This is a genomic window from Polaromonas vacuolata, assembly GCF_012584515.1.
GTDB lineage: Bacteria > Pseudomonadota > Gammaproteobacteria > Burkholderiales > Burkholderiaceae_C > Polaromonas > Polaromonas vacuolata.
Genome location: NZ_CP051461.1, coordinates 146,750 through 166,269, shown reverse-complemented (window position 1 = coordinate 166,269; position 19,520 = coordinate 146,750). Strand labels below are relative to the sequence as shown.

Genomic DNA, 19,520 nt, shown 5'->3' with positions numbered 1-19,520 from the left:
ACTTCTGAACTGCCTCCTAACAAATTGGTTTACTTAGCGCGGGCAGCAACAATTGCTTCAGCCACATTGCGTGGGGCTTCAGCGTAGTGCTTGAATTCCATCGAGTAAGTAGCGCGGCCTTGCGACATTGAACGCAGTGTCGTGGAGTAGCCAAACATTTCTGACAGTGGCACTTCTGCCTTGATGGCTTTGCCGCCACCAACCATGTCTTCCATGCCCTGGACCATACCGCGGCGTGAGGACAAGTCGCCCATCACGTTGCCGGCGTAGTCTTCTGGGGTCTCAACTTCAACAGCCATCATTGGCTCCAAAATCACTGGGCTAGCTTTACGGCAGCCTTCTTTGAAACCAAAGATAGCAGCCATTTTGAAAGCCATTTCGTTGGAGTCAACATCATGGTATGAGCCGAAATGCAGCGTGACTTTAACGTCAACCACTGGGTAGCCAGCGAGCACACCGGTGGTGACTGCTTCGTGAATACCTTTTTCAACCGCAGGGATGTATTCGCGTGGAACCACACCGCCCTTGATCGCGTCAACGAACTCAATACCTTTGCCGGTTTCATTTGGCTCGATCTTGAGCACAACGTGACCGTATTGACCTTTACCACCGGACTGACGAACGAATTTGCCTTCAGCATCTTCAATCGTCTTGCGGATAGTTTCGCGGTACGCCACTTGCGGCTTACCAACGTTGGCTTCAACACCGAATTCGCGCTTCATGCGGTCAACGATGATCTCCAAGTGCAGCTCGCCCATACCGGCGATGATGGTCTGACCTGACTCTTCGTCGGTCTTGACGCGGAAAGAAGGATCTTCCTGTGCCAGACGGGACAAAGCGATACCCATTTTTTCCTGGTCAGCTTTTGTCTTTGGCTCAACTGCCTGGGCAATCACTGGCTCTGGGAAAATCATGCGCTCGAGCATGACGATAGCGTCTGGATCGCACAGGGTCTCGCCCGTGGTCACGTCTTTCAGTCCCACGCAAGCGGCGATGTCGCCGGCGCGGATTTCGCTAACTTCTTCACGGTTGTTGGCGTGCATTTGCACGATACGGCCGATACGCTCTTTCTTGCCCTTGATTGGGTTGTAGACGGTGTCGCCCTTTTTCAGCACACCGGAGTAAACGCGCACAAAAGTCAACTGACCCACGAATGGGTCGGTCATCAGTTTGAATGCCAAAGCGGCGAATTTTTCTGAGTCGTCAGCCTTGCGGGTAACTGGCAGTTCGTCGTCGTCCATGCCTTTAACCGGTGGAATATCCACTGGCGACGGCATGAATTCGATCACCGCGTCAAGCATGCGCTGAACGCCTTTGTTCTTGAAAGCCGAACCGCAATACATTGGCTGGATTTCGCTGGCGATAGTACGGGTACGAATACCGAACTTGATTTCTTCTTCCGTCAGCTCGCCCTCTTCGAGGTACTTGGTCATGAGTTCTTCGTTGGCTTCAGCCGCAGCTTCAACCATCTTCTCACGCCACTCTTTGGCTTGCTCGACGAGTTCGGCCGGGATGTCACGGTAGTCGAACTTCATGCCTTGCGAAGCTTCGTCCCAGATGATGGCTTTCATCTTGATCAAGTCGACCACGCCGGTGAAGTTTTCTTCGGCACCGATTGGTATGACCATTGGAACAGGGCTGGCTTTTAAGCGCAGTTTCATCTGTTCAACAACTTTGAAGAAGTTCGCGCCAGTGCGGTCCATCTTGTTGACGAATGCCAGACGTGGCACTTTGTACTTGTTGGCCTGACGCCAGACGGTCTCGGACTGTGGCTGGACGCCGCCGACTGCACAGTAAACCATGCAAGCGCCGTCAAGCACGCGCATTGAGCGCTCGACTTCAATCGTGAAGTCAACGTGGCCTGGGGTGTCGATGATGTTGATGCGGTGCTCAGGCAAGGACTTGTCCATGCCTTTCCAGAAACAGGTGGTCGCAGCAGAGGTGATCGTGATGCCACGCTCTTGTTCCTGCTCCATCCAGTCCATGGTGGCCGCGCCGTCGTGAACTTCACCAATCTTGTGGTTCACGCCGGTGTAAAAAAGGACGCGCTCGGTGGTCGTGGTCTTGCCGGCATCAATGTGCGCAGAAATGCCGATGTTGCGATAGTTTTCAATGGGGGTAGCGCGGGACATAAATTACTTTCAGTTCGGGATTGCGAACAAAGACTCGTGGAAGGACGGCAGTGCGTCCTTCGGTTTTTACTACGCGTCTGCCGGTTGTGCTTTTAACAGCACACCCGGCAGAATTTGGGGTTGAACCGGCAGGAGTCAAGAGCTTAAAAAGTTCCTGACCACGCCCGGCAAGCCATCAATGTAGCGTAGTGATATGACTATCTCTTGAATTAGAAGCGGAAGTGGCTGAAAGCCTTGTTAGCTTCGGCCATGCGGTGAACTTCATCACGCTTTTTCATGGCGCCGCCTCGGCCTTCAGTAGCTTCCATCAACTCGTTAGCAAGACGCAGCGACATGGATTTTTCACCACGTTTTTTAGCTGCTTCTTTCAACCAACGCATGGCCAAAGCCATACGACGGACAGGGCGAACTTCGACTGGAACTTGGTAGTTTGCACCACCAACGCGGCGGGACTTCACTTCAACCATTGGCTTGATGTTGCCAATAGCCATGTGGAAAGCCTCGAGCGGGTCTTTGCCTGGGTTCTTTTTCTCAATAAACTCGAGCGCGCCATAAATGATGCGCTCTGCGACGGCTTTTTTGCCGCCTTGCATGATCACGTTCATGAATTTGGCAAGATCTACATCACCAAATTTAGGATCTGGAAGAATTTCACGTTTAGGGACTTCGCGACGACGTGGCATTTTTTCACCTCTTTGCTTCAGTTGGCATTGTTTTTTACAACACCGCGAGCGTTAGTTAAACACTCACTTACTCGACCGGCACAACTATTTGCACTTAGGTCACTTCGTTTGGCGCATCTGCCTGATGCATCAAACACCTTTTTTTGAATTTGCTATGACAACTATTTGCCTGGCATTTTCTGGCGCGGAGTTTAAATCCGAACCGACAGAGCTTATTTGGCTTTTGGCTTTTTAGCACCGTACTTGGAGCGCGACTGCTTGCGATCTTTCACGCCTTGCAAGTCAAGCGATCCACGAACGATGTGGTAGCGCACACCTGGCAAGTCTTTGACACGACCGCCGCGAACCAGCACTACGCTGTGTTCCTGCAGGTTGTGGCCTTCGCCGCCGATGTAGGAGATGATTTCAAAACCGTTGGTCAAGCGCACTTTGGCAACTTTACGCAGAGCGGAATTGGGCTTCTTTGGGGTGGTAGTGTAGACACGGGTGCAAACACCGCGGCGTTGTGGAGAGTTCTCCATTGCCGGGCTTTTGGACTTAATGTTTTCGACTTCTCGTCCCTGACGAACTAGCTGATTAATGGTTGGCATGTATAAACGTCCCTAAACGTTTGGGATCTATAAGAATAAACGTGAAAAACTTTTCTTCAGATTACAGAAAAGCCTTCTAGTGTAGCAGTACATGACTTTTGACAAATCAGCTGCATAAAAAAGCCCGTACATCCGACCACAGTGCAGGTCAAAGTACGGGCTTTACAGGCCGTTCAGAACCGGTGCGGTTATTTAATCCACAACCTGACTGCATCCCAAGCTCGGCCGAAAATGCCAGCTTCGCTGACAGATTCCAGCACTTGCAGCGGCACTTCAGCCAGCACTGCATCGCCGTCTCCAGCCATGATCTTCAGGCTACCCACTGCCTGACCCAGCTTAAAGGGCGCAACCAATGGCTCTGGCCTGGCGACTTGAGTGCGCAGCTTAGAGGCGGTACCTGACGGCACAGCCACCACAATTGCGCGCGTTTGTCCGAGCTTGACGGTACTGCTACTGCCCTTCCAAACTTTAGGTGTTACCACGGCCTGATTTGCATCAAACAACTTAACCGCCTCAAACGCGGTGTAACCCCAGTTGAGCAGCTTTTGCGTCTCATTGGCGCGCGCTACGTCGCTAGTCGTGCCCAGCACGATGGCCAACAAGCGGCGGCCACCGGGTGCGCCAGCAGCACCCAAATTAGGAAAATCGCGCTTGGCGGTAGCGATCATGCAATAGCCAGCAGCTTCTGTGTGACCGGTTTTAAGGCCGTCCACTGTCGGGTCACGAAATAACAAAGTATTGCGATTCGTGTCATTGGCCGCAGGCGTGCCGGGATAGCGGTATTTTTTAATCGCCGAGTAACCGATGTAATCAGGGAAATCCTGCATCAAGTGAATTGACAAAACGCTCAGGTCGCGTGCCGTCGTGGAGTGGCCGGTTTCGGTCAAACCCTCGGGATTTTTATACGCGGTTGAATTCATGCCCAAGCGTTTGGCCTGCTCATTCATCATTTCCACAAAACGCGCTTCAGTGCCGCCTACGCCCTCGGCCAGTGCCATGGTCGCATCGTTACCCGACTGCACCACCATGCCCTTGATCAGGTCTTCAACCGGCACCTGCATTTTGGGGTCTATAAACATCCGCGAGCCAGGCATTTTCCAGGCTCGCTCGCTCACTGGCAGCGTTTGCTTCAGATCAATTTTCTTAGACCTGAGGGCATCAAACACCAAATACTCCGTCATGAGTTTAGTCAGCGATGCTGGCTCCATTTGAGAATCGATGTCTTTAGCGGCCAGTATCTGGTTGGCGGTCACGTCTATCAGCAGATAAGACTTGGCAGCGATCTCAGGCGGTTGCGGTGCTTGCGCGAAAGCGCTGGGCGACAAAGCGGAAAAGGAAATAATAAAAAGGCTGACAACAGTCTTGGAAAAGCGATGCATGGAGGGGGTGTCCAGTGACTCAAAAAAGGAAATAAAACAAAAACCAGAACGAAAACTAAGAGGTCGCAGAAGGCACGGCCAAGTGGCGCAGCACCAAATTCTTCAGCAAGGGCAATTGTCCATGAAAGAAGTGTCCACAACCGGGTACAACCGTAACAGGAAGTGCCTGTGGCCTAGCCCAATCGAGCACAGCAGACAAGGCCACGACATCATCTTGCTCGCCATGCAACACCAAAGTTTTGAGGTGTGCAGCAGCATCAATTGCAGCGGCTGGCGCGCGGCTAACGCTGGTGCCAACCAGTACCAGTTTTTCAATCTCACGCACAGCGAGCAGGCTTGCAAATGCATGTGTGGTTACAAAAGCGCCGAACGAAAAACCAGCCAGACACAGAGCGCCTGCAGGAGCGACATGATTAACGACTGCCAGCAGGTCTTCGCATTCGCCGCGGCCCTCGTCATGCTCACCAGCAGAGCCACCTACACCGCGAAAATTAAAGCGCACAGCGGTCCAGCCGGATTGGGCAAAAGCGCGTGCCAGCGTCTGCACCACCTTGTTGTCCATGCTGCCGCTAAAAAGAGGGTGCGGATGGGCAATCACCGCCACGCCGCGATTAATCTGGCCTGCAGGCGGTAAATCGAGTGCCGCTTCTATCGCGCCAGCAGCGCCGGGAATGACAAGTTTTTGGGTCTGAGCGTTCAAAAGTAGACCTTTAGGCAAGTGAGTGTGAATGTCGCAAATTTAAAACTGCGTGCGTTAAAGCACGTTGAAGCCACGTTGAAGCGACGCTAAAAAGCCGAAAAACAGCGCAAGCTTGAGCGCTATTGCGCTACTAAGCCATTAGGCTTGGTTAACGACCAAGATGCGGCGGTGTGAGCAAGCGTTCGACGACCTGACCATTTTTCAAATGCGACTCGACGATCTCATCGATGTCGGCCTCGTCCACATAGCTATACCAAACCGCCTCGGGATAAACCACCGCCACCGGTCCAGCGGCGCAGCGGTCAAGGCAGCCGGCTTTATTAACCCTGACTTGGCCTGGGCCTGACAAGCCAGCGAGTTTGACCTGCTGCTTGCAGCGGTCAAAAGCCTGCTGCGCAGCTTGGCCAGAGCAGCATTCTTCGCCGGGTTTGCGCTGGTTCAGACAGAAGAAAATATGTCGCTCGTAATACGAGGTCGGCTCGTTCGCGGGCGTACTTGAAATGTTGGTTGGAACGCTAGTGGCGCTGATTAAAGTCATGGCTTGATTTTACTGACGCTTGTAAAGCCGCGGTGAAGGCCGAGTCAATCGGCGCGGCGCACAACATACACACATCAATTTGCGCGTTGATAAACCCAAGTCAACGCGCACTACCGCGCCGCGAGAGCCGCGCCAACAGATAGAGTAAGGCAAGAAAAGGCCAGGCCCAACCCAGCCACTGCGCCAATCCGTTAAAGCGTATGAAACGGCCTTGCTCCCAAGTTTGCAGTGTTTGTGCGAAGTAGGCGCTGGCGGGTGCCTGATTCAGCAAGGCCAAATGCGTCACCAGCGCCAGCAGTGCAATTGCTACGGCCATTCGCCGAGACAAGCGCAAAGCCAACAACGCCAGCAACAGCGACAAACCGAACCCAATTTGAACCGGTAAATCCAACCAAGCCCAAGCGTGCGTCGGACCGAAACTCAGCGCGGCGGACAGGCCGGACGCCGCTAGACCGGCACACAACATCAACAACGCAAAAGCCGCACGTTGACGAACCGTGGTGATGACGCTGTAGGCCAGCAAGCAGGGAATCAGGGCACCCAAGGCCACACACAACAACTCAACACCAGGCACTAACGGCCGCAGATCAAGGTTGCGCATGGGCATCCAAACTAAAAAAGGTGTGTCTTCTAAAAATTCAGCGACGGCAACTTCAAGGCGTTCAAAAACCTGACCTAAACCCAGCGGCACGGGTGCGGGAAACAGCAAAGCCACCGGCCAGAGCACAAGCAGCACCAAAGCGCCACGCGCATCAAACGAAAACCAGCGCGCACGAAAACGCTTCAATTGATCGAGCACACCGGTTTTTTGCAGCAGCCAAGCACAGCAGCCGCCCAACCAAGCGCCTAGCGTATTGAGCATTAAGTCCACATTTGAGGGAACGCGTGACGGCAAATAACTTTGCAATGACTCCATGCAAAGCGAGAGCAAACCGCCCGTGAGCAACGCCAAGCTGACTGGCCAAGCAAAGCGGCGCATGAAAAAAAGCGCTAACAAAAAGCCCAGCGGCGCATAGCCCAAGATGTTGATCCCCACATCAAAGCCAGTCCAGTATTTGGGCAGCGCAGCGAACAAAAAATGCAGCGGAGAAATGCCTTGGTCACGCCACTCGTTGAACGGATAAAGACTGGCATAAACAATCACGCCAATACAAAACAGCGCCAACAAAAAAGCCGTACTTCCCTGCTCGGCCGAATGAGCCGATACGGGGGCGAGCGGAGTAGAAATGTTTTCGTCTGACAATCTAGCCACCGTCCTAGCCCAAGCTAAAAGGGCTTAACGACCACCAACACCACAATGATTAGCAGCAACACCACCGGCGCCTCGTTAAACCAGCGAAACCAGACATGACCGCGCTGATTACGGTTGGCGATGAAGTCTTTGAGCAATTGCGCGCAATAAAAATGGTAGGCCAGCGCCAGTAGCACAGCCGCCAACTTGGCGTGCATCCAACCATTACCCGGTCCACGACCGATACCGTAACCAAGCCAAAGCCAAAGGCCGAAAGCCAGCGCAGGATAGGCCAACAAGGTAGTAAAGCGCAGCAGTTTACGCGCCATTAAGAGCAAACGGTCACGCTCAGCCACGCTGCTTGGCGAGACCATGGCTAGGTTCACAAAAATACGAGGCAGGTAAAGAAGACCAGCAAACCAGCTGGCAATAAAAACGATGTGAAGTGATTTAACCCAGAGCATTGCTCGAGTGTAGAGGACTGCTACGCAGTTGGAAGATAAGCAAAAAAATGCCCGGCTAACGCGAAGTCAGCCGGGCTTGTAAGCCTTTTTGCTGTCACACGCAAAGGCCCCGCTCAGGGAGGAAAAGCGGGATGCAAAAGCCGTAGACCGATGCACGAACGAATTCTTCCATAGCGCTTAAAGCTTGGCAATTGATTTGACTGAAATCATCAAGTATTGGCATTTTTCAAATTCAGCGCCGCGAGATTGTGAAGCCTTTGGTTTTATATCAAGTTGAGCCTGTCGCTGAAAGCCATTAACCAAACCAAAAAGGCCATGCACACGAATAATTTCTGCTGACTTCAAAGCTTGTCACAATTTAGGAATGACCATACATGCATCAAACTTCGCTTCTTTCCCCATGGGCCGTCCGCGTCGCCTGCGCCGCGACAGCTTCACCCGCAACTTGGTTAGAGAAAATGCGCTCAGCGCACACGACCTGATTTACCCGGTATTTGTCACCGACGGTCAAAACCAGCGCGCAGCGGTGGCCTCCATGCCCGGCGTCGAACGCCTGAGCTTGGACTTGTTGCTACCAGTGGCTCGCGAATGCGTGGAACTCGGCATTCCTGTGCTGGCTTTATTTCCGGTTATTGATGCTTCACTCAAAACGTATGACGGCGTTGAAGCGACCAATCCCGACGGCTTAATACCGCGGGTTGTGCGCGAGCTTAAAAAGCAATTTCCCGAACTCGGCGTGATGACAGACGTCGCCCTAGACCCCTTCACCACCCACGGCCAAGACGGTCTACCGGATGAAAACGGTTACATCCTTAACGAAGAAACCGTTGCCATGCTGACACGCCAAGCGCTGTGCCAAGCCGAGGCCGGCGTAGACATCATCGCGCCCAGCGACATGATGGATGGCCGCATCGCAGCGATTCGCCGCGCATTGGAAGAAAATAAATTCATACACACCCGAATCATGGCCTACAGCGCCAAATACGCCAGTGCCTTTTACGGCCCTTTTAGAGATGCAGTGGGCTCTGCCGCCACACTGGGAAAAGCCGACAAAAAAGCCTACCAAATGGATCCGGGTAACTCAGACGAAGCACTACGCGAAGTGGCGATGGACATTGCCGAAGGCGCGGACATGGTGATGGTCAAGCCCGGCATGCCTTACCTCGACGTGGTGCGGCGCGTGAAAGACGAATTCGGCATTCCCACCTTTGCCTACCAAGTCAGCGGCGAATACGCCATGCTAAAGGCCGCCGCCATCAACGGCTGGTTAGACCACGATGCAGTGATGATGGAGAGTTTGCTGGCTTTTAAACGCGCCGGTGCCGATGGTGTGCTGACTTATTTCGCCATCGACGCGGCACGAAAACTGCGCCAAGCCTAAAGCAAAAAACACATGCGCGTTTTTCACATCACAGCCAATAGTCATCTCATTAGCGAGACTAATATGTTGCCGCTGCAACTCCCACCGCAAGGCTTTGTCTGGATTGCCTGTGCACGCCGGGAGTTCGAGGTTTTGCAGTCGCAGATGCAAACCTGTCTGCAAAATCTATGCGGCACGCAACTCTTTGATTTGCATGTCGCAGACCTGCTCAACAACCAGTTGCCTTCACATTACGACTACACCTCGCAATACGATGTACTGGTGTTTCGTCGCCTCGCAGCCGGCCAATCTGAAGCCGACATGGCCAGCCCCGGCCAGCCCCTGCATACCCGCAGCAAACGCGGTGGCCCGCCGGTGCTCAAGCGCATAGACACCAGCCCGGTTGGCTTTGCCGTCTTCGACAATCTGCTGCTAACCGTCCACCCCACAGAATGCAGCGTGCGCGATGCCTATGCGCTGCGCCTGCTCAATGCGAGCAGCGCCGAGTCGCGCGCCAGCGGCGTTAAGCTGCCCAGCAGTCCGGCGGATTTAATGCTTCGTGTGGTCAATCAAATGGTCGACGGTTACTTGGAATTACGCCGCGAACTCACACGTCAGATGGACCATTGGCAAAGCGAGCTGCTCAACCCGAACACGCGCTTTAACAACTGGAACGCCATCATGGATGCGCGCTTAGCGCTGCACCAGCTCGACGAGATCTGCGAAGACCAACGTGCAGCAGTGCAAGACTGGATAGATTCAGTCGAGACATGGCCTGACATCGATACGCCAGTCAGTCGGCGCGAACGCGAATTACTAAAAGTGCGCTCCCGCGATGTGCTCGAACACATAGAACGCGTGGTTCACCATGTGCGGCGTATGGAGCAAAGTGCAGAGACCGCCGTGCAAATGCACTTTAGCGCGCAAAGCCACCGCACCAACGACATCATGCGAACTCTCACAGCGGTAACAGCCATTTTTTTACCCCTCAATTTGATCACCGGTTTTTTCGGTATGAACTTTGAGTTCATGCCAGTGATCCATTCGTCCGCAGGCTTTTGGGTTACGTTTACCGCAATGGTGCTCATCGTTTTGGTTGTATTGCTGCTATTTGTGCGCAATCAATACTTAGCAAAAGCCCAGCGTTAGGCCAAGGCATTAATGCGGGACCAGACTGGTCCAGCATCTAATAGACTAAAAAATTAGGCCAGTTTTTCAGCCAAGAAAGCCAATGTGCGCTGCTGCGCCGCAGTTGCCGCCGCCTCGTCGTAAGCACCGCGGTGATCACAATTAAAACCGTGGTCAGCGCTGTAGACAAAGCTTTGAACCTGCGGTTGCGCAGCTTTGAAAGCCTCCACACCTTCCATCGGTACCGAGTGATCACGGTCGCTGAAATGCGCTAACACCGCGCACTTTGGTTGCAATGCAATTTCAGCCGGTGCCACCATGCCGCCGCCGTAATAAGGCACGGCAGCGGATAGACCGGTCAAGGTGCAAGCCGAACGCCAGGTAAGCAAACCGCCCCAGCAAAAACCCATGATGGCGACTTTGCCGCCGCTGGTTTTAGCCGCGTAATCAATGGCGGCTTGGATGTCCGGCATCACGCCTTTTGCTGGCAATGACTCCACAGCAGATTTCAGTGCAATACCGGCATGCATGTCGGCTTCGGTGTAGCCCAGATCAACGCCGGGTTTAACGCGTTCAAAAGTCGCCGGCGCTACAACCAAGTAGCCCTGTGCAGCCAAGCGATCGCTGACTTGTTGGATGTGTGAATTGACACCAAAAATTTCTTGCAGCACCACGACTGCGCCTTTTGATGCGCCTGCTGCTTGAGCCACATAAGCCGGAAAAACGAAACCGTCTGCGGACTTGAGTTCTACAAAATTACCCATGAAAAAATCTCCTGTTGAAAAAAATTAAAAAACCAAAAAACCAAAAAAATTAGTCGCCCGCATTCAAACGCCGGGCAACAAAATCAAGCCTGTCTTGACCCCAGAACAGCTCACCATCGAGCACATAACTGGGTGCACCAAACACACCGGCGGCGATAGCCGCGTCGGTATTGGCGTCGTATTGCGCTTGGACATCGGCTAACAATTCAGCCAGAACTATTGCATCGGCAATATTGCGCTGCTGAACCCAAACGGCAGAAAACAAAGCCGCGCTAATTTGCATCGCCGCTGACGCGCCGTCATGCAAATCAACGGCAATAATCAAGCGCGCAGCGGCATCGCTTTGAACCGGGAAAAAGTCCGGTTGCAAATTCATAGGCACAGCGAGCTGCTCAGAAAAGCGTTGCATCTCTAGCAGTCGATAGGCTTGGCGCTGCGGTGCGCGTTTGCCCAAAGGCAGGCCACCAGAGATGGGAAAGACACGACCGAAATCGACTGGCCGCACACGCAAACTAGCCTTGGATGCCTGCGCCATTTTTGTAAACCGCGCATGGCCAAAATAAGCCCAAGGACTTTGGGGCGTGAAGTAGTAGTCAATTGATGTGATCATTTTGTCTCCTCGTTTTTATGGTGGCTGGCCTACCACTGGTGGCGCGCTCAAGATTGCAGAACAAGGTCTGCGATGTGCCAAGTAGGCGCATACTTTGACGTTTTAACGCCAGACACGTTTTACACGGGTTTGACCACATCTGCAGGAGACAGGTTTTGACAAAAGTAGTTCTGATCACCGGAGGCTCACGCGGAATCGGCGCAGCCACCGCCCTTCTTGCTGCCGCCCAAGGCTATGCGGTGGCTGTCAATTACACCGCCAATTCACTAGCCGCCGACGAGGTCGTGCGCTCAATACGCGCTGGCGGCGGCCAAGCCATCACGGTGCAGGCCGATGTCGCCAAAGAAGCGCAGGTGCTGGCAATGTTTGAAAAAGTCGACGCCAAACTCGGTCGCCTGCATGCGCTAGTGAACAACGCTGGCGTGGTGGACCAAACCACCCGCGTCGATGCCATCACCTTAGAGCGCTTGCAGAGAATGTTTGAGATCAATGTGTTTGGCTCTTTCTTGTGTGCCCGCGAAGCCGTCAAACGCATGAGCACTCGCTACGGCGGTGCGGGCGGCACGATAGTCAATGTCTCTAGCGCGGCGGCAAGACTGGGTGCGCCCGGCCAATATGTTGACTACGCCGCGGCCAAGGGCGCGATAGACAGCTTCACGATTGGCTTGTCGCGCGAAGTCGCTGGTGAAGGCATACGCGTGAACGCCGTGCGACCGGGGCTGATCAGTACTGAGATTCATGCTTCTGGTGGCCTACCCAACCGCGCCACAGACTTGGCTTTTCAAGTACCTATGCAGCGCCCCGGCTCAGCCGAGGAAGTAGCCGAGTCCATCGTCTGGCTAATGGATGAAAAGTCCAGCTACGTCACCGGCACATTACTCGACGTGTCCGGAGGCCGTTAAATGGACTTCAAACCACTGGTGACGCTGCTGGCAATTGTTAACCCGCTGGCGATTGTTCCGTTTTTTATTCACTACACGCAAGACTTCTCAGAAGAGCAGCGCCGCAGCACAGTAATAACTGCTGCTTTCAGTGCCTTTGTGGTGATCGCCATCAGCGCCTTGTTAGGCCTGAAGATTTTGGAATTTTTCAGTATTTCACTGGCCAGCTTTCAAGTCGGTGGCGGCATGTTGTTGCTCACCAGTTCTATGAATATGCTCAACGCGCAGCCAGCCGAGGCCAAGCCCAACACGCATGAAATGGAAGACGGTGCAGCCAAAGCCGCACGCGGTGCCAGCATTGCTGTGGTGCCGCTCACGATTCCGCTGCTGACCGGCCCAGCGACTATTTCTACCGTGGTGATTTACGCCAACAAAGCCAGTACTGCGTTTCAACTCAGCATGCTGGTGGGCTACGGCGTGGTGATTGGTTTGGCTACGGCGATTTGCTTTTCGCTGGCTAAACCGATTGCACGCGTGCTGGGGAAAACCGGCATCAATGTGATGACGCGGCTCATGGGTTTGATACTCGCCGCGCTAGCCGTCGAAGTGATGGCGGACGGACTGGGCAAACTGTTCCCGATTCTCAAGAGCTAAAAAAAACAGCTTCGCCGCCACTGCGTTACAAATGTTTGAGGCCTGAAGCCTAAGGCCTGATTAAGCCGCCTCACCCGTGTTGTCTTGGGTTCGCCGCTTGGACTTTTTCTCCCGCAGCAATTGCACCAACTGGTTGCTGGTATTGCGCAGGCGCTGCGCCATCAACTGGGTGATTTTGACCAGCAACTTGGCGCCCACGGCGGGATGGTCACGAATCAGCAAGGCGATCTCGTGGTGGCCGAGCACGCCGACTTCTGCAGCCTCTATGACGGTGCAACTGGCATAGCGTGGGTTGCTGTCCAACATGGACATTTCACCAAACGCTGCGCCACGCTGAATCACAGCTATGCGCGAGAAGGCGGCTTGCTGATCTTGGTCGCCATCTGGATTTTGCGCTTGAGTCAGCTCTTGGCTGTTGCCCAGTGCAGGCTTTGCCAAGCTATTGTGCTGACCATCCATACGCTTGGTTATGTCAACCGTGCCCTTGAGCAGCAACATCATCCACTCGCCGGTGTCACCTTCGCGGATCAGCACTTGACCCGCTGGGGCGCGCACTAGCAGCATGGCCGCGCCCAGAATGTCAGCCTCAGCAGCGGTCATGTCTTGCAACAAGGGGGCGACCTTGAGCAAGTCGGCGCCGTAGTAATCCAAGCTTTCACAACAGCTAAAAACTGTTAGCCCGGCTTCTTGCAACTGTTGCTGCAAGCGGCTTGTCATGGCTGACTTCTGGCCGTTTGCAACCAGTCATCGAGCTGGGCAATCGCCGCATCAGTGGCCTGAACCAATGCGCTCGCGCCGCCAGCCGCATCCTGTGTCGGTGCTGGGCGCTGCACTACCAGCAGGCGCTGGAACAGTAGTTTTTCGCCTGCCGGTGTTAACTCGACCAAGGTAGCCTGCAGGCGTATTAAGCCAACGCTGGCGTCGGGTGTGCTGAACAATTGGCTGAACTCTTGCAACTGTAGTTTGAGTATTAGCGGCAAAACTGCGTTTTGGCTGCGGTTTAAGGCCACGCCTTCGCCTGCGTTGAACACGGCGCGGCGCTGACTCAAGGTCTCGCGCAGACGCTGCTGCACCAGCTGCGCCGGCGCCATAGTCCAGCGCGCTTGAGAGTAGGGCCGCAGTTGCTGCGCATCGGTATAAGCCAGACGATAAAGCAAGCTCTGGTTGTCAATAGCACCGCCTACGGTTGAGAGCTCCTCCAGCGCAATCGCTGGCAGTTGTGTTTGCGTTGCTGCCGGGACAGACACCAAACCGGGACCGAAGTCATACATTAGCGAACGCATCGGCTTATCCGGCAGCGCCGAGCAAGCGCTGAGAAAAACGACCGCTGCCCCACATAACAAGCTTAAAAACCGTTTACGACGATGAGGTGTTTGCATCAATAGATCCGTTCTGCCGGGCTGCGGCTGCTTCATTGATTCGCTGGCGAATTAGCAGAAAAGCCCGGCTCACCCGGGCCTGCCAGCGCCGGACCATTACCAAAAATCAGTGCTTGCGGGTTATCGCCCACGTTGTCTATGGTGCGCCTGAGCTGGCGCATGGCGCGGCCGGTGTCATCCGCAACATTACCCAACTTGGGTAGGGTGGAAGCGCTGAAAGTCTCCACACCAGAAGCCAGTGCGGTAGCGCTCTGCGAGAGCTTATCCAAAGGTCCATCTTTTTCGTTGAGTCGACTCGCGGTAACGGCTAATTCATCGCTTGCAGTACGCACAGAGAGCAGTGTTGCCTGCGCCTCACGCGATACTTTAGGCAAGCTCGCCACCGTGGGTGCCAACGACTTGGCCAGCGCGTCTATGCTGCCCGCGGCGTTACCGATCTGGGTAATCGCCGCCGTGATAGCTTGTTGGTTCTGGCCTGACAGCAGTGTGTTGGCACGCATGCTGGCTTCTTCGAGTTGGGTGAGAATGTCTTCGGTTTTTTTGACCAACTTATTGATACCACCGACTTCTAATCGAATCCGCGGCGGGTTGTTAGAGTCGGGCTGCAAACGTTCGGTGGACTCGCCGTTGTCGTCCAGCTGAATAAAGCTCAAACCCGTTACGCCTTGCGAGACCACGCTGGCAAAGGTTGACGCAGTCATGGGAGCGGCGCGGTCAATCGACACGCGCAGCAGCACATTGCCCTTGACCTTGCTGTCAAAACCAATCGCCTCGACTTTGCCAACCGGCACGCCGCGGTAATTGACACTGGCCTGCGGTTGCAAACCGGTCAGCGTCTCGCTGGTGCTCATCTCGTAGATATCGCGCTGTGTCACGTCACGCGTTAGCCACAAAGCCAGCAGCGCCAGCAGAGCCGAGACCAGCAGCACAAATGTGCCCGCCAGCATGGCATGGGCTTTGTTTTCCATGTTTATTCCTATCGTCTTTTTGTTCGTCAGTCTCTACACAGTAAAAGGATATTCGCGCAGCAATTCCATGGCGCGCTGACCTCTTTCACCGAGAAAAAACTGGTGGATAAAGGGATGGGGAAAGGCCACCACATCCTTGGGCGCGGCATTCACAATCACTTTTTGCTCTGCCAGCACCGCGATACGCGTGCTGAGCTCAAACAGCGTGTCCAAATCATGCGTGACCATCACCACGGTCAATCCCATGTCGCGGTGCAGTGAGCGCAGCAAGGTGCAAAAACTGTCTGAGCTTTCTGGGTCTAGTCCGGCGGTCGGCTCGTCGAGCAGCAATAGCGGCGGATCCATGATCAGGGCTCTGGCCAGCGCCACGCGTTTGACCATACCACCTGAAAGATCGCTAGGCATTTTGTCAGCTGCGTCTGGCCCTAGGCCAACCATTTGTAATTTAACCATGGCCGCCTCACGTATCAGGGCGGCCGGCAACGTGTTTAATTCGCGCAGCGGAAAAGCAATGTTCTCCAGCACCGAAAAGGCTGAAAACAATGCGCCTTGCTGAAACAACATGCCGACCCGACTGGCCGCGCCGCGCCGACCGATTTCAGCCGCGGGTCTGCCCAGCACGGTGATCTCGCCGCGGGTTGGCATTTCAAGCCCTAAAATCTGACGCAGCAGCACGGTTTTACCGGTGCCTGAGCCGCCGACTAAAGACAACACCTCGCCGCGCTGCACGCTTAAATTTAAATCCTTGTGCACCACAAACTCTTTTTCGCCATTCGGAAAAACTGTCCAGAGTTTGTTGATTTCAACGACCAATGCGCTCATATGCCTATGCCTTTAAAAAGCACTGCAAACAGCGCATCAACCAATATCACTACGGTGATGGAAGTCACTACCGATGCCGTCGTGCCCTTGCCAAGGCTCTCAGTATTGGGCTCGACGCGCAGACCGAAATGGCAACCCACCAGCGCGATCAGCAAACCGAAAACCACGGACTTGGCCGTGGCCAACACCAAGTTGCTGACCTCTACTGCAGCGGGTAAAGATTCAATGAAAAATCCCGGTGTAATGCCCATACTGGCACTAGCTGCCAACATACCGCCAGCCAGCGCAGCCAACGTCGTCCAGACGCTAATGAGCGGCATCACCACGGCCAACGCTAAAGCGCGCGGCAAGACCAAACGAAAGCCGTGGGCAATGCCCATCACGCGCATGGCGTCCAACTCTTCAGTGACACGCATCACACCGATCTGCGCCGTGATCGCTGAGCCGGAACGTCCAGCAATCAAAATCGCAGCCAGCACCGGCCCAAGCTCACGCACCAACGAGATACCCAAAATATTGACGATAAAAGAGTCAGCACCAAACTGCTTGAGCTGCTGCGAAATCAAATAAGCCAGCACCACGCCGATCAGAAAACCTACCAGTGCAGTGATCGGCAGCGCGGTCGCGCCGATTTGATAAAGATGACCCGACAAATCGCGCCACGGCCCTTGTTTGGGCCGGCGTAACAGCCGTATTAAATCGAGTAGCAACTGGCCTACTAGGCGCAACAAGCCGCTCGCGTGGTCGAGCAGCGTGAACAGGCGCGAACCGGCCATGGCGAGCAAATCACTTAGAGTCAAACGCATGCGCGGCGGTGGGCTGACAGTAAATTTAGCCACCGTCTCCAGCAATTCACGCTGTGACGTTTGTAGCTCGAGTTGCGGTGGAATTCGGTGGCCCCAGTGGCGAAACAAAACTTGGGCGCCGAGGTAGTCGAGTTTTTCAATGCTGGCAAGACTCCACGGCGCCTCTTGACTCGCCGACTCAAGACTGGCGAGCTGCGCCGTCAGCGCAGTCCAGACCGAGGCCCGGCTAAGTTCAGCCGCCGTCCACGCGCCCAGCACCTGCAGCGACTGGCCTTGCGGCGTGTCCTGAATTTGAATGCGCGGGGTATTGGGGTCCATGCCGGGTAGTGAAGTCAAGCTAATTTAGATGTTAACTGCTACGCCGGCTCACAGCCCAACATCGCTCTGACAACCCCGGTTAATGGCAAACTTGCCGCCGCTATCCGACAGCGTTGCAGGAACATAACTGTCCTGCATTAAAGCCGCGCAGTTTTTGCCACAATAGCGACGTGTACGCCATACAAAAACCAGCGTCAGCCCGGCGACAAGCCGGCTCAGGCAATATCGAGAAAAATCGATAACCGCCAGTTCCGGTGCAAACCACATCACAAGAGACAAGCTACCCATGCAAGAAAACGATCAGGTCTTTGACTACATCATCATTGGCGCCGGCACTGCTGGCTGCCTGCTGGCCAACCGCCTAAGCGCCGACGCATCCAAGCGTGTGCTACTCATAGAAGCGGGCCGCAAAGACGACTATCACTGGATACACATACCCGTCGGCTACCTTTACTGCATAGGCAATCCGCGCACCGACTGGCTCTACAGCACCGAGCCAGATGCGGGTCTAAACGGCCGCTCTTTGCGTTACCCACGCGGCAAAACATTGGGCGGCAGCTCCAGTATTAACGGCATGATTTACATGCGTGGCCAAGCGCGTGACTACGATCAATGGGCGCAACTAACCGGCGATATGAGCTGGAACTGGGACAGCGCCCTGCCCTTTTTCAAAATGCACGAAGACCACTACAAAGGCGCAGACGCCATGCATGGCGCGCGCGGCACGGCGCCAGAGTTGATGAAAAACAAGGCCGATGGCTACCAGCAGCAACTACGTCACCACAACTCAGGCGGTGAATGGCGGGTTGAAAAGCAGCGCTTGCGCTGGAATTTACTCGACGCTTTTGCCGAAGCTGCGGTAGAAGCCGGCATACCCGCCACCGATGACTTTAACCGTGGCAACAATGAGGGCGTAGGCTACTTTGAGGTAAACCAAAAAAGCGGCTGGCGCTGGAACACCGCCAAAGCCTTTTTGCGACCCAAGTGCTACGGCAGGCCCAACTTTGAGCTCTGGAGCAGCGCCCAAGTCTGCAAGCTGGTGATCACGCCGCAGGCCGATGGCAGCCAGCGCTGTACCGGCGTCGAGGTCTGGGTGGGCGATGAGCGCGTCACCGCCCTGTCAACCCGCGATTCTGGTCACATGGGCGAAGTCATACTTTGCGCCGGCGCCATCGGCTCGCCGCAAATTTTGCAACTCTCGGGCATTGGCCCAGCCGCACTATTACAGCAGCACGGCATTCCAGTGATTCAAGACCTGCCCGGCGTGGGCGCGAACTTGCAAGACCATTTGCAGATCCGCTCGGTCTACAAAGTGCAAAGTCTGCCAGGTGAGAAAGCCTGGGGCTTGTCGCTCAACACCATGGCCAACACGCTACTGGGCAAAGCCCGTATCGGGCTGGAATACGCGCTGCGCCAAACCGGCCCCATGAGCATGGCGCCATCGCAGCTAGGCGCTTTCACGCGCAGCTCGCCGGATCAGCTCTACCCGAATCTCGAGTACCACGTGCAACCACTCTCACTAGACGCTTTTGGCGAGCCGCTGCACAACTTCAACGCCTTTACCGCCAGCGTTTGCAACCTCAACCCAAGCAGCCGCGGCAGCGTCAACATCAAAAGTGCGCGCTTTGAGGACGCGCCAGCGATTGCGCCTAATTACCTCAGTACGCCAGAAGACCGGCAGGTGGCCGCCGACTCGCTGCGCGTGACGCGCAAAATCGTCGGTCAAAGTGCACTGGCAAAATACCAACCGCAAGAGTTCAAGCCGGGCGTGCAATTCCAGAGCGACGAAGATCTTGCACGGCTAGCCGGCGACATCGCCACCACCATATTCCACCCAGTTGGGACAACAAAAATGGGCCGCGACGACGACGTCATGGCAGTGGTTGACTCGCATCTCAAAGTGCGCGGCATCAAAGGTCTGCGTGTCGTCGATGCTGGCGTGATGCCGCTAATCACCAGCGGCAACACCAACTCGCCAACACTCATGATTGCGGAAAAAGCGGCTAAGTGGATACAAGCTGGCATCTAAGTTTTAAAGGCATTAGTAAGTATGCTTATTAAAAAAATCTACTCAGCGTAAAAATAAAATCCGTTTGATGAGGGAAAGCCCCAA

22 protein-coding genes are annotated in these 19,520 nt (G+C 54.7%); 5 read left to right on the top strand and 17 right to left on the bottom strand.

What is annotated here, in order from left to right; translation table 11 throughout:
- Window positions 1–29 precede the first annotated feature (29 nt).
- The 9 genes from fusA to HC248_RS00745 all read right to left on the bottom strand — a co-directional run bounded on the left by fusA (window position 30) and on the right by HC248_RS00745 (window position 8,062).
- Window positions 30–2,132 carry an elongation factor G gene (gene fusA / locus HC248_RS00785; protein ID WP_168920826.1) on the bottom strand — a complete coding sequence of 701 codons (2,103 nt, stop codon included), beginning with the start codon at window positions 2,130–2,132 and terminating at the stop codon, window positions 30–32.
- A 209-nt stretch (window positions 2,133–2,341) separates the two neighbouring features.
- A complete protein-coding gene (rpsG, locus tag HC248_RS00780; protein ID WP_168920825.1) occupies window positions 2,342–2,815 on the bottom strand; it encodes a 30S ribosomal protein S7 in 474 nt (157 codons plus the stop codon).
- A gap of 212 nt (window positions 2,816–3,027) precedes the next feature.
- Entirely contained in the window at window positions 3,028–3,405 is a 378-nt protein-coding gene (gene rpsL / locus HC248_RS00775; RefSeq protein WP_168920824.1) for a 30S ribosomal protein S12, read from the bottom strand.
- Window positions 3,406–3,593: 188 nt separating this feature from the next.
- Complete coding sequence (locus HC248_RS00770) at window positions 3,594–4,784, bottom strand: D-alanyl-D-alanine carboxypeptidase family protein (RefSeq protein ID WP_168920823.1); 1,191 nt, start codon at window positions 4,782–4,784, stop codon at window positions 3,594–3,596.
- Between the two features lie 55 nt (window positions 4,785–4,839).
- Window positions 4,840–5,484, bottom strand: a complete 645-nt coding sequence (locus HC248_RS00765; RefSeq protein ID WP_168920822.1) for an alpha/beta hydrolase — start codon at window positions 5,482–5,484, stop codon at window positions 4,840–4,842.
- Window positions 5,485–5,632: 148 nt separating this feature from the next.
- Window positions 5,633–6,022, bottom strand: coding sequence for a (2Fe-2S) ferredoxin domain-containing protein (locus tag HC248_RS00760; RefSeq protein WP_168920821.1), 390 nt, complete (start codon window positions 6,020–6,022; stop codon window positions 5,633–5,635).
- 100 nt (window positions 6,023–6,122) lie between these two features.
- Entirely contained in the window at window positions 6,123–7,250 is a 1,128-nt protein-coding gene (locus HC248_RS00755; RefSeq protein WP_202882443.1) for a VanZ family protein, read from the bottom strand.
- A 38-nt stretch (window positions 7,251–7,288) separates the two neighbouring features.
- Window positions 7,289–7,717 carry a CopD family protein gene (locus HC248_RS00750; RefSeq protein WP_168920820.1) on the bottom strand — a complete coding sequence of 143 codons (429 nt, stop codon included), beginning with the start codon at window positions 7,715–7,717 and terminating at the stop codon, window positions 7,289–7,291.
- Between the two features lie 177 nt (window positions 7,718–7,894).
- Complete coding sequence (locus HC248_RS00745; protein WP_168920819.1) at window positions 7,895–8,062, bottom strand: hypothetical protein; 168 nt, start codon at window positions 8,060–8,062, stop codon at window positions 7,895–7,897.
- A gap of 19 nt (window positions 8,063–8,081) precedes the next feature.
- Here HC248_RS00745 and hemB point away from each other — a divergent pair, with 19 nt between their 5' ends.
- A complete protein-coding gene (hemB, locus tag HC248_RS00740; protein ID WP_168920818.1) occupies window positions 8,082–9,098 on the top strand; it encodes a porphobilinogen synthase in 1,017 nt (338 codons plus the stop codon).
- Between the two features lie 12 nt (window positions 9,099–9,110).
- The gene (locus tag HC248_RS00735) at window positions 9,111–10,226 is read left to right on the top strand and encodes a magnesium transporter CorA family protein (protein ID WP_168920817.1); all 1,116 of its coding nucleotides are present in this window, start codon (window positions 9,111–9,113) and stop codon (window positions 10,224–10,226) included.
- 53 nt (window positions 10,227–10,279) lie between these two features.
- On the opposite strand, the gene HC248_RS00730 is transcribed toward HC248_RS00735, so the two are convergent.
- Window positions 10,280–10,969, bottom strand: coding sequence for a dienelactone hydrolase family protein (locus tag HC248_RS00730; protein WP_168920816.1), 690 nt, complete (start codon window positions 10,967–10,969; stop codon window positions 10,280–10,282).
- 49 nt (window positions 10,970–11,018) lie between these two features.
- The gene (locus HC248_RS00725; RefSeq protein ID WP_168920815.1) at window positions 11,019–11,579 is read right to left on the bottom strand and encodes a 2-hydroxychromene-2-carboxylate isomerase; all 561 of its coding nucleotides are present in this window, start codon (window positions 11,577–11,579) and stop codon (window positions 11,019–11,021) included.
- Between the two features lie 155 nt (window positions 11,580–11,734).
- Between HC248_RS00725 and HC248_RS00720 the strand changes: the two genes are divergently transcribed.
- Both HC248_RS00720 and HC248_RS00715 read left to right on the top strand, forming a co-directional pair.
- Window positions 11,735–12,481, top strand: coding sequence for an SDR family oxidoreductase (locus HC248_RS00720; RefSeq protein WP_168920814.1), 747 nt, complete (start codon window positions 11,735–11,737; stop codon window positions 12,479–12,481).
- On the top strand, window positions 12,482–13,114 hold the full coding sequence (locus HC248_RS00715) for a MarC family protein (protein WP_168920813.1): 633 nt from the start codon (window positions 12,482–12,484) through the stop codon (window positions 13,112–13,114).
- 60 nt (window positions 13,115–13,174) lie between these two features.
- Here the strand turns inward: HC248_RS00715 and HC248_RS00710 are convergent, their stop codons facing one another.
- Genes HC248_RS00710 through HC248_RS00685 form a run of 6 tightly spaced genes read right to left on the bottom strand, consistent with a single transcriptional unit; the run spans window position 13,175 to window position 17,695 of the window.
- Window positions 13,175–13,831, bottom strand: a complete 657-nt coding sequence (locus HC248_RS00710) for a Crp/Fnr family transcriptional regulator (protein ID WP_168920812.1) — start codon at window positions 13,829–13,831, stop codon at window positions 13,175–13,177.
- Entirely contained in the window at window positions 13,828–14,493 is a 666-nt protein-coding gene (locus HC248_RS00705) for an ABC-type transport auxiliary lipoprotein family protein (protein ID WP_168920811.1), read from the bottom strand. Before HC248_RS00705 ends, HC248_RS00710 begins: the two co-directional genes overlap by 4 nt.
- Window positions 14,494–14,525: 32 nt before the next feature.
- On the bottom strand, window positions 14,526–15,461 hold the full coding sequence (locus tag HC248_RS00700; RefSeq protein WP_168920810.1) for an MlaD family protein: 936 nt from the start codon (window positions 15,459–15,461) through the stop codon (window positions 14,526–14,528).
- Between the two features lie 33 nt (window positions 15,462–15,494).
- The gene (locus HC248_RS00695; protein WP_168920809.1) at window positions 15,495–16,283 is read right to left on the bottom strand and encodes an ABC transporter ATP-binding protein; all 789 of its coding nucleotides are present in this window, start codon (window positions 16,281–16,283) and stop codon (window positions 15,495–15,497) included.
- Entirely contained in the window at window positions 16,280–17,407 is a 1,128-nt protein-coding gene (locus HC248_RS00690) for an MlaE family ABC transporter permease (protein WP_168923600.1), read from the bottom strand. Before HC248_RS00690 ends, HC248_RS00695 begins: the two co-directional genes overlap by 4 nt.
- Before the next feature lie 48 nt (window positions 17,408–17,455).
- Window positions 17,456–17,695, bottom strand: coding sequence for a hypothetical protein (locus HC248_RS00685; RefSeq protein WP_168920808.1), 240 nt, complete (start codon window positions 17,693–17,695; stop codon window positions 17,456–17,458).
- Here HC248_RS00685 and HC248_RS00680 point away from each other — a divergent pair.
- On the top strand, window positions 17,694–19,436 hold the full coding sequence (locus HC248_RS00680; RefSeq protein WP_168920807.1) for a GMC family oxidoreductase: 1,743 nt from the start codon (window positions 17,694–17,696) through the stop codon (window positions 19,434–19,436). The genes HC248_RS00685 and HC248_RS00680 overlap by 2 nt on opposite strands.
- Window positions 19,437–19,520: the final 84 nt, after the last annotated feature.

What these genes read in the sequence shown, in the direction of transcription:
- fusA (WP_168920826.1), bottom strand. Translation starts at nt 2,132, where the DNA reads ATGTCCCGCGCTACCCCCATTGAAAACTATCGCAACATCGGCATTTCT.
- rpsG (WP_168920825.1), bottom strand. Translation starts at nt 2,815, where the DNA reads ATGCCACGTCGTCGCGAAGTCCCTAAACGTGAAATTCTTCCAGATCCT.
- rpsL (WP_168920824.1), bottom strand. Translation starts at nt 3,405, where the DNA reads ATGCCAACCATTAATCAGCTAGTTCGTCAGGGACGAGAAGTCGAAAAC.
- HC248_RS00770 (WP_168920823.1), bottom strand. Translation starts at nt 4,784, where the DNA reads ATGCATCGCTTTTCCAAGACTGTTGTCAGCCTTTTTATTATTTCCTTT.
- HC248_RS00760 (WP_168920821.1), bottom strand. Translation starts at nt 6,022, where the DNA reads ATGACTTTAATCAGCGCCACTAGCGTTCCAACCAACATTTCAAGTACG.
- HC248_RS00750 (WP_168920820.1), bottom strand. Translation starts at nt 7,717, where the DNA reads ATGCTCTGGGTTAAATCACTTCACATCGTTTTTATTGCCAGCTGGTTT.
- hemB (WP_168920818.1), top strand. Translation starts at nt 8,082, where the DNA reads ATGACCATACATGCATCAAACTTCGCTTCTTTCCCCATGGGCCGTCCG.
- HC248_RS00735 (WP_168920817.1), top strand. Translation starts at nt 9,111, where the DNA reads ATGCGCGTTTTTCACATCACAGCCAATAGTCATCTCATTAGCGAGACT.
- HC248_RS00730 (WP_168920816.1), bottom strand. Translation starts at nt 10,969, where the DNA reads ATGGGTAATTTTGTAGAACTCAAGTCCGCAGACGGTTTCGTTTTTCCG.
- HC248_RS00725 (WP_168920815.1), bottom strand. Translation starts at nt 11,579, where the DNA reads ATGATCACATCAATTGACTACTACTTCACGCCCCAAAGTCCTTGGGCT.
- HC248_RS00715 (WP_168920813.1), top strand. Translation starts at nt 12,482, where the DNA reads ATGGACTTCAAACCACTGGTGACGCTGCTGGCAATTGTTAACCCGCTG.
- HC248_RS00710 (WP_168920812.1), bottom strand. Translation starts at nt 13,831, where the DNA reads ATGACAAGCCGCTTGCAGCAACAGTTGCAAGAAGCCGGGCTAACAGTT.
- HC248_RS00705 (WP_168920811.1), bottom strand. Translation starts at nt 14,493, where the DNA reads ATGCAAACACCTCATCGTCGTAAACGGTTTTTAAGCTTGTTATGTGGG.
- HC248_RS00700 (WP_168920810.1), bottom strand. Translation starts at nt 15,461, where the DNA reads ATGGAAAACAAAGCCCATGCCATGCTGGCGGGCACATTTGTGCTGCTG.
- HC248_RS00695 (WP_168920809.1), bottom strand. Translation starts at nt 16,283, where the DNA reads ATGAGCGCATTGGTCGTTGAAATCAACAAACTCTGGACAGTTTTTCCG.
- HC248_RS00690 (WP_168923600.1), bottom strand. Translation starts at nt 17,407, where the DNA reads ATGGACCCCAATACCCCGCGCATTCAAATTCAGGACACGCCGCAAGGC.
- HC248_RS00680 (WP_168920807.1), top strand. Translation starts at nt 17,694, where the DNA reads ATGCAAGAAAACGATCAGGTCTTTGACTACATCATCATTGGCGCCGGC.
- HC248_RS00685 (WP_168920808.1), bottom strand. Translation starts at nt 17,695, where the DNA reads ATGGGTAGCTTGTCTCTTGTGATGTGGTTTGCACCGGAACTGGCGGTT.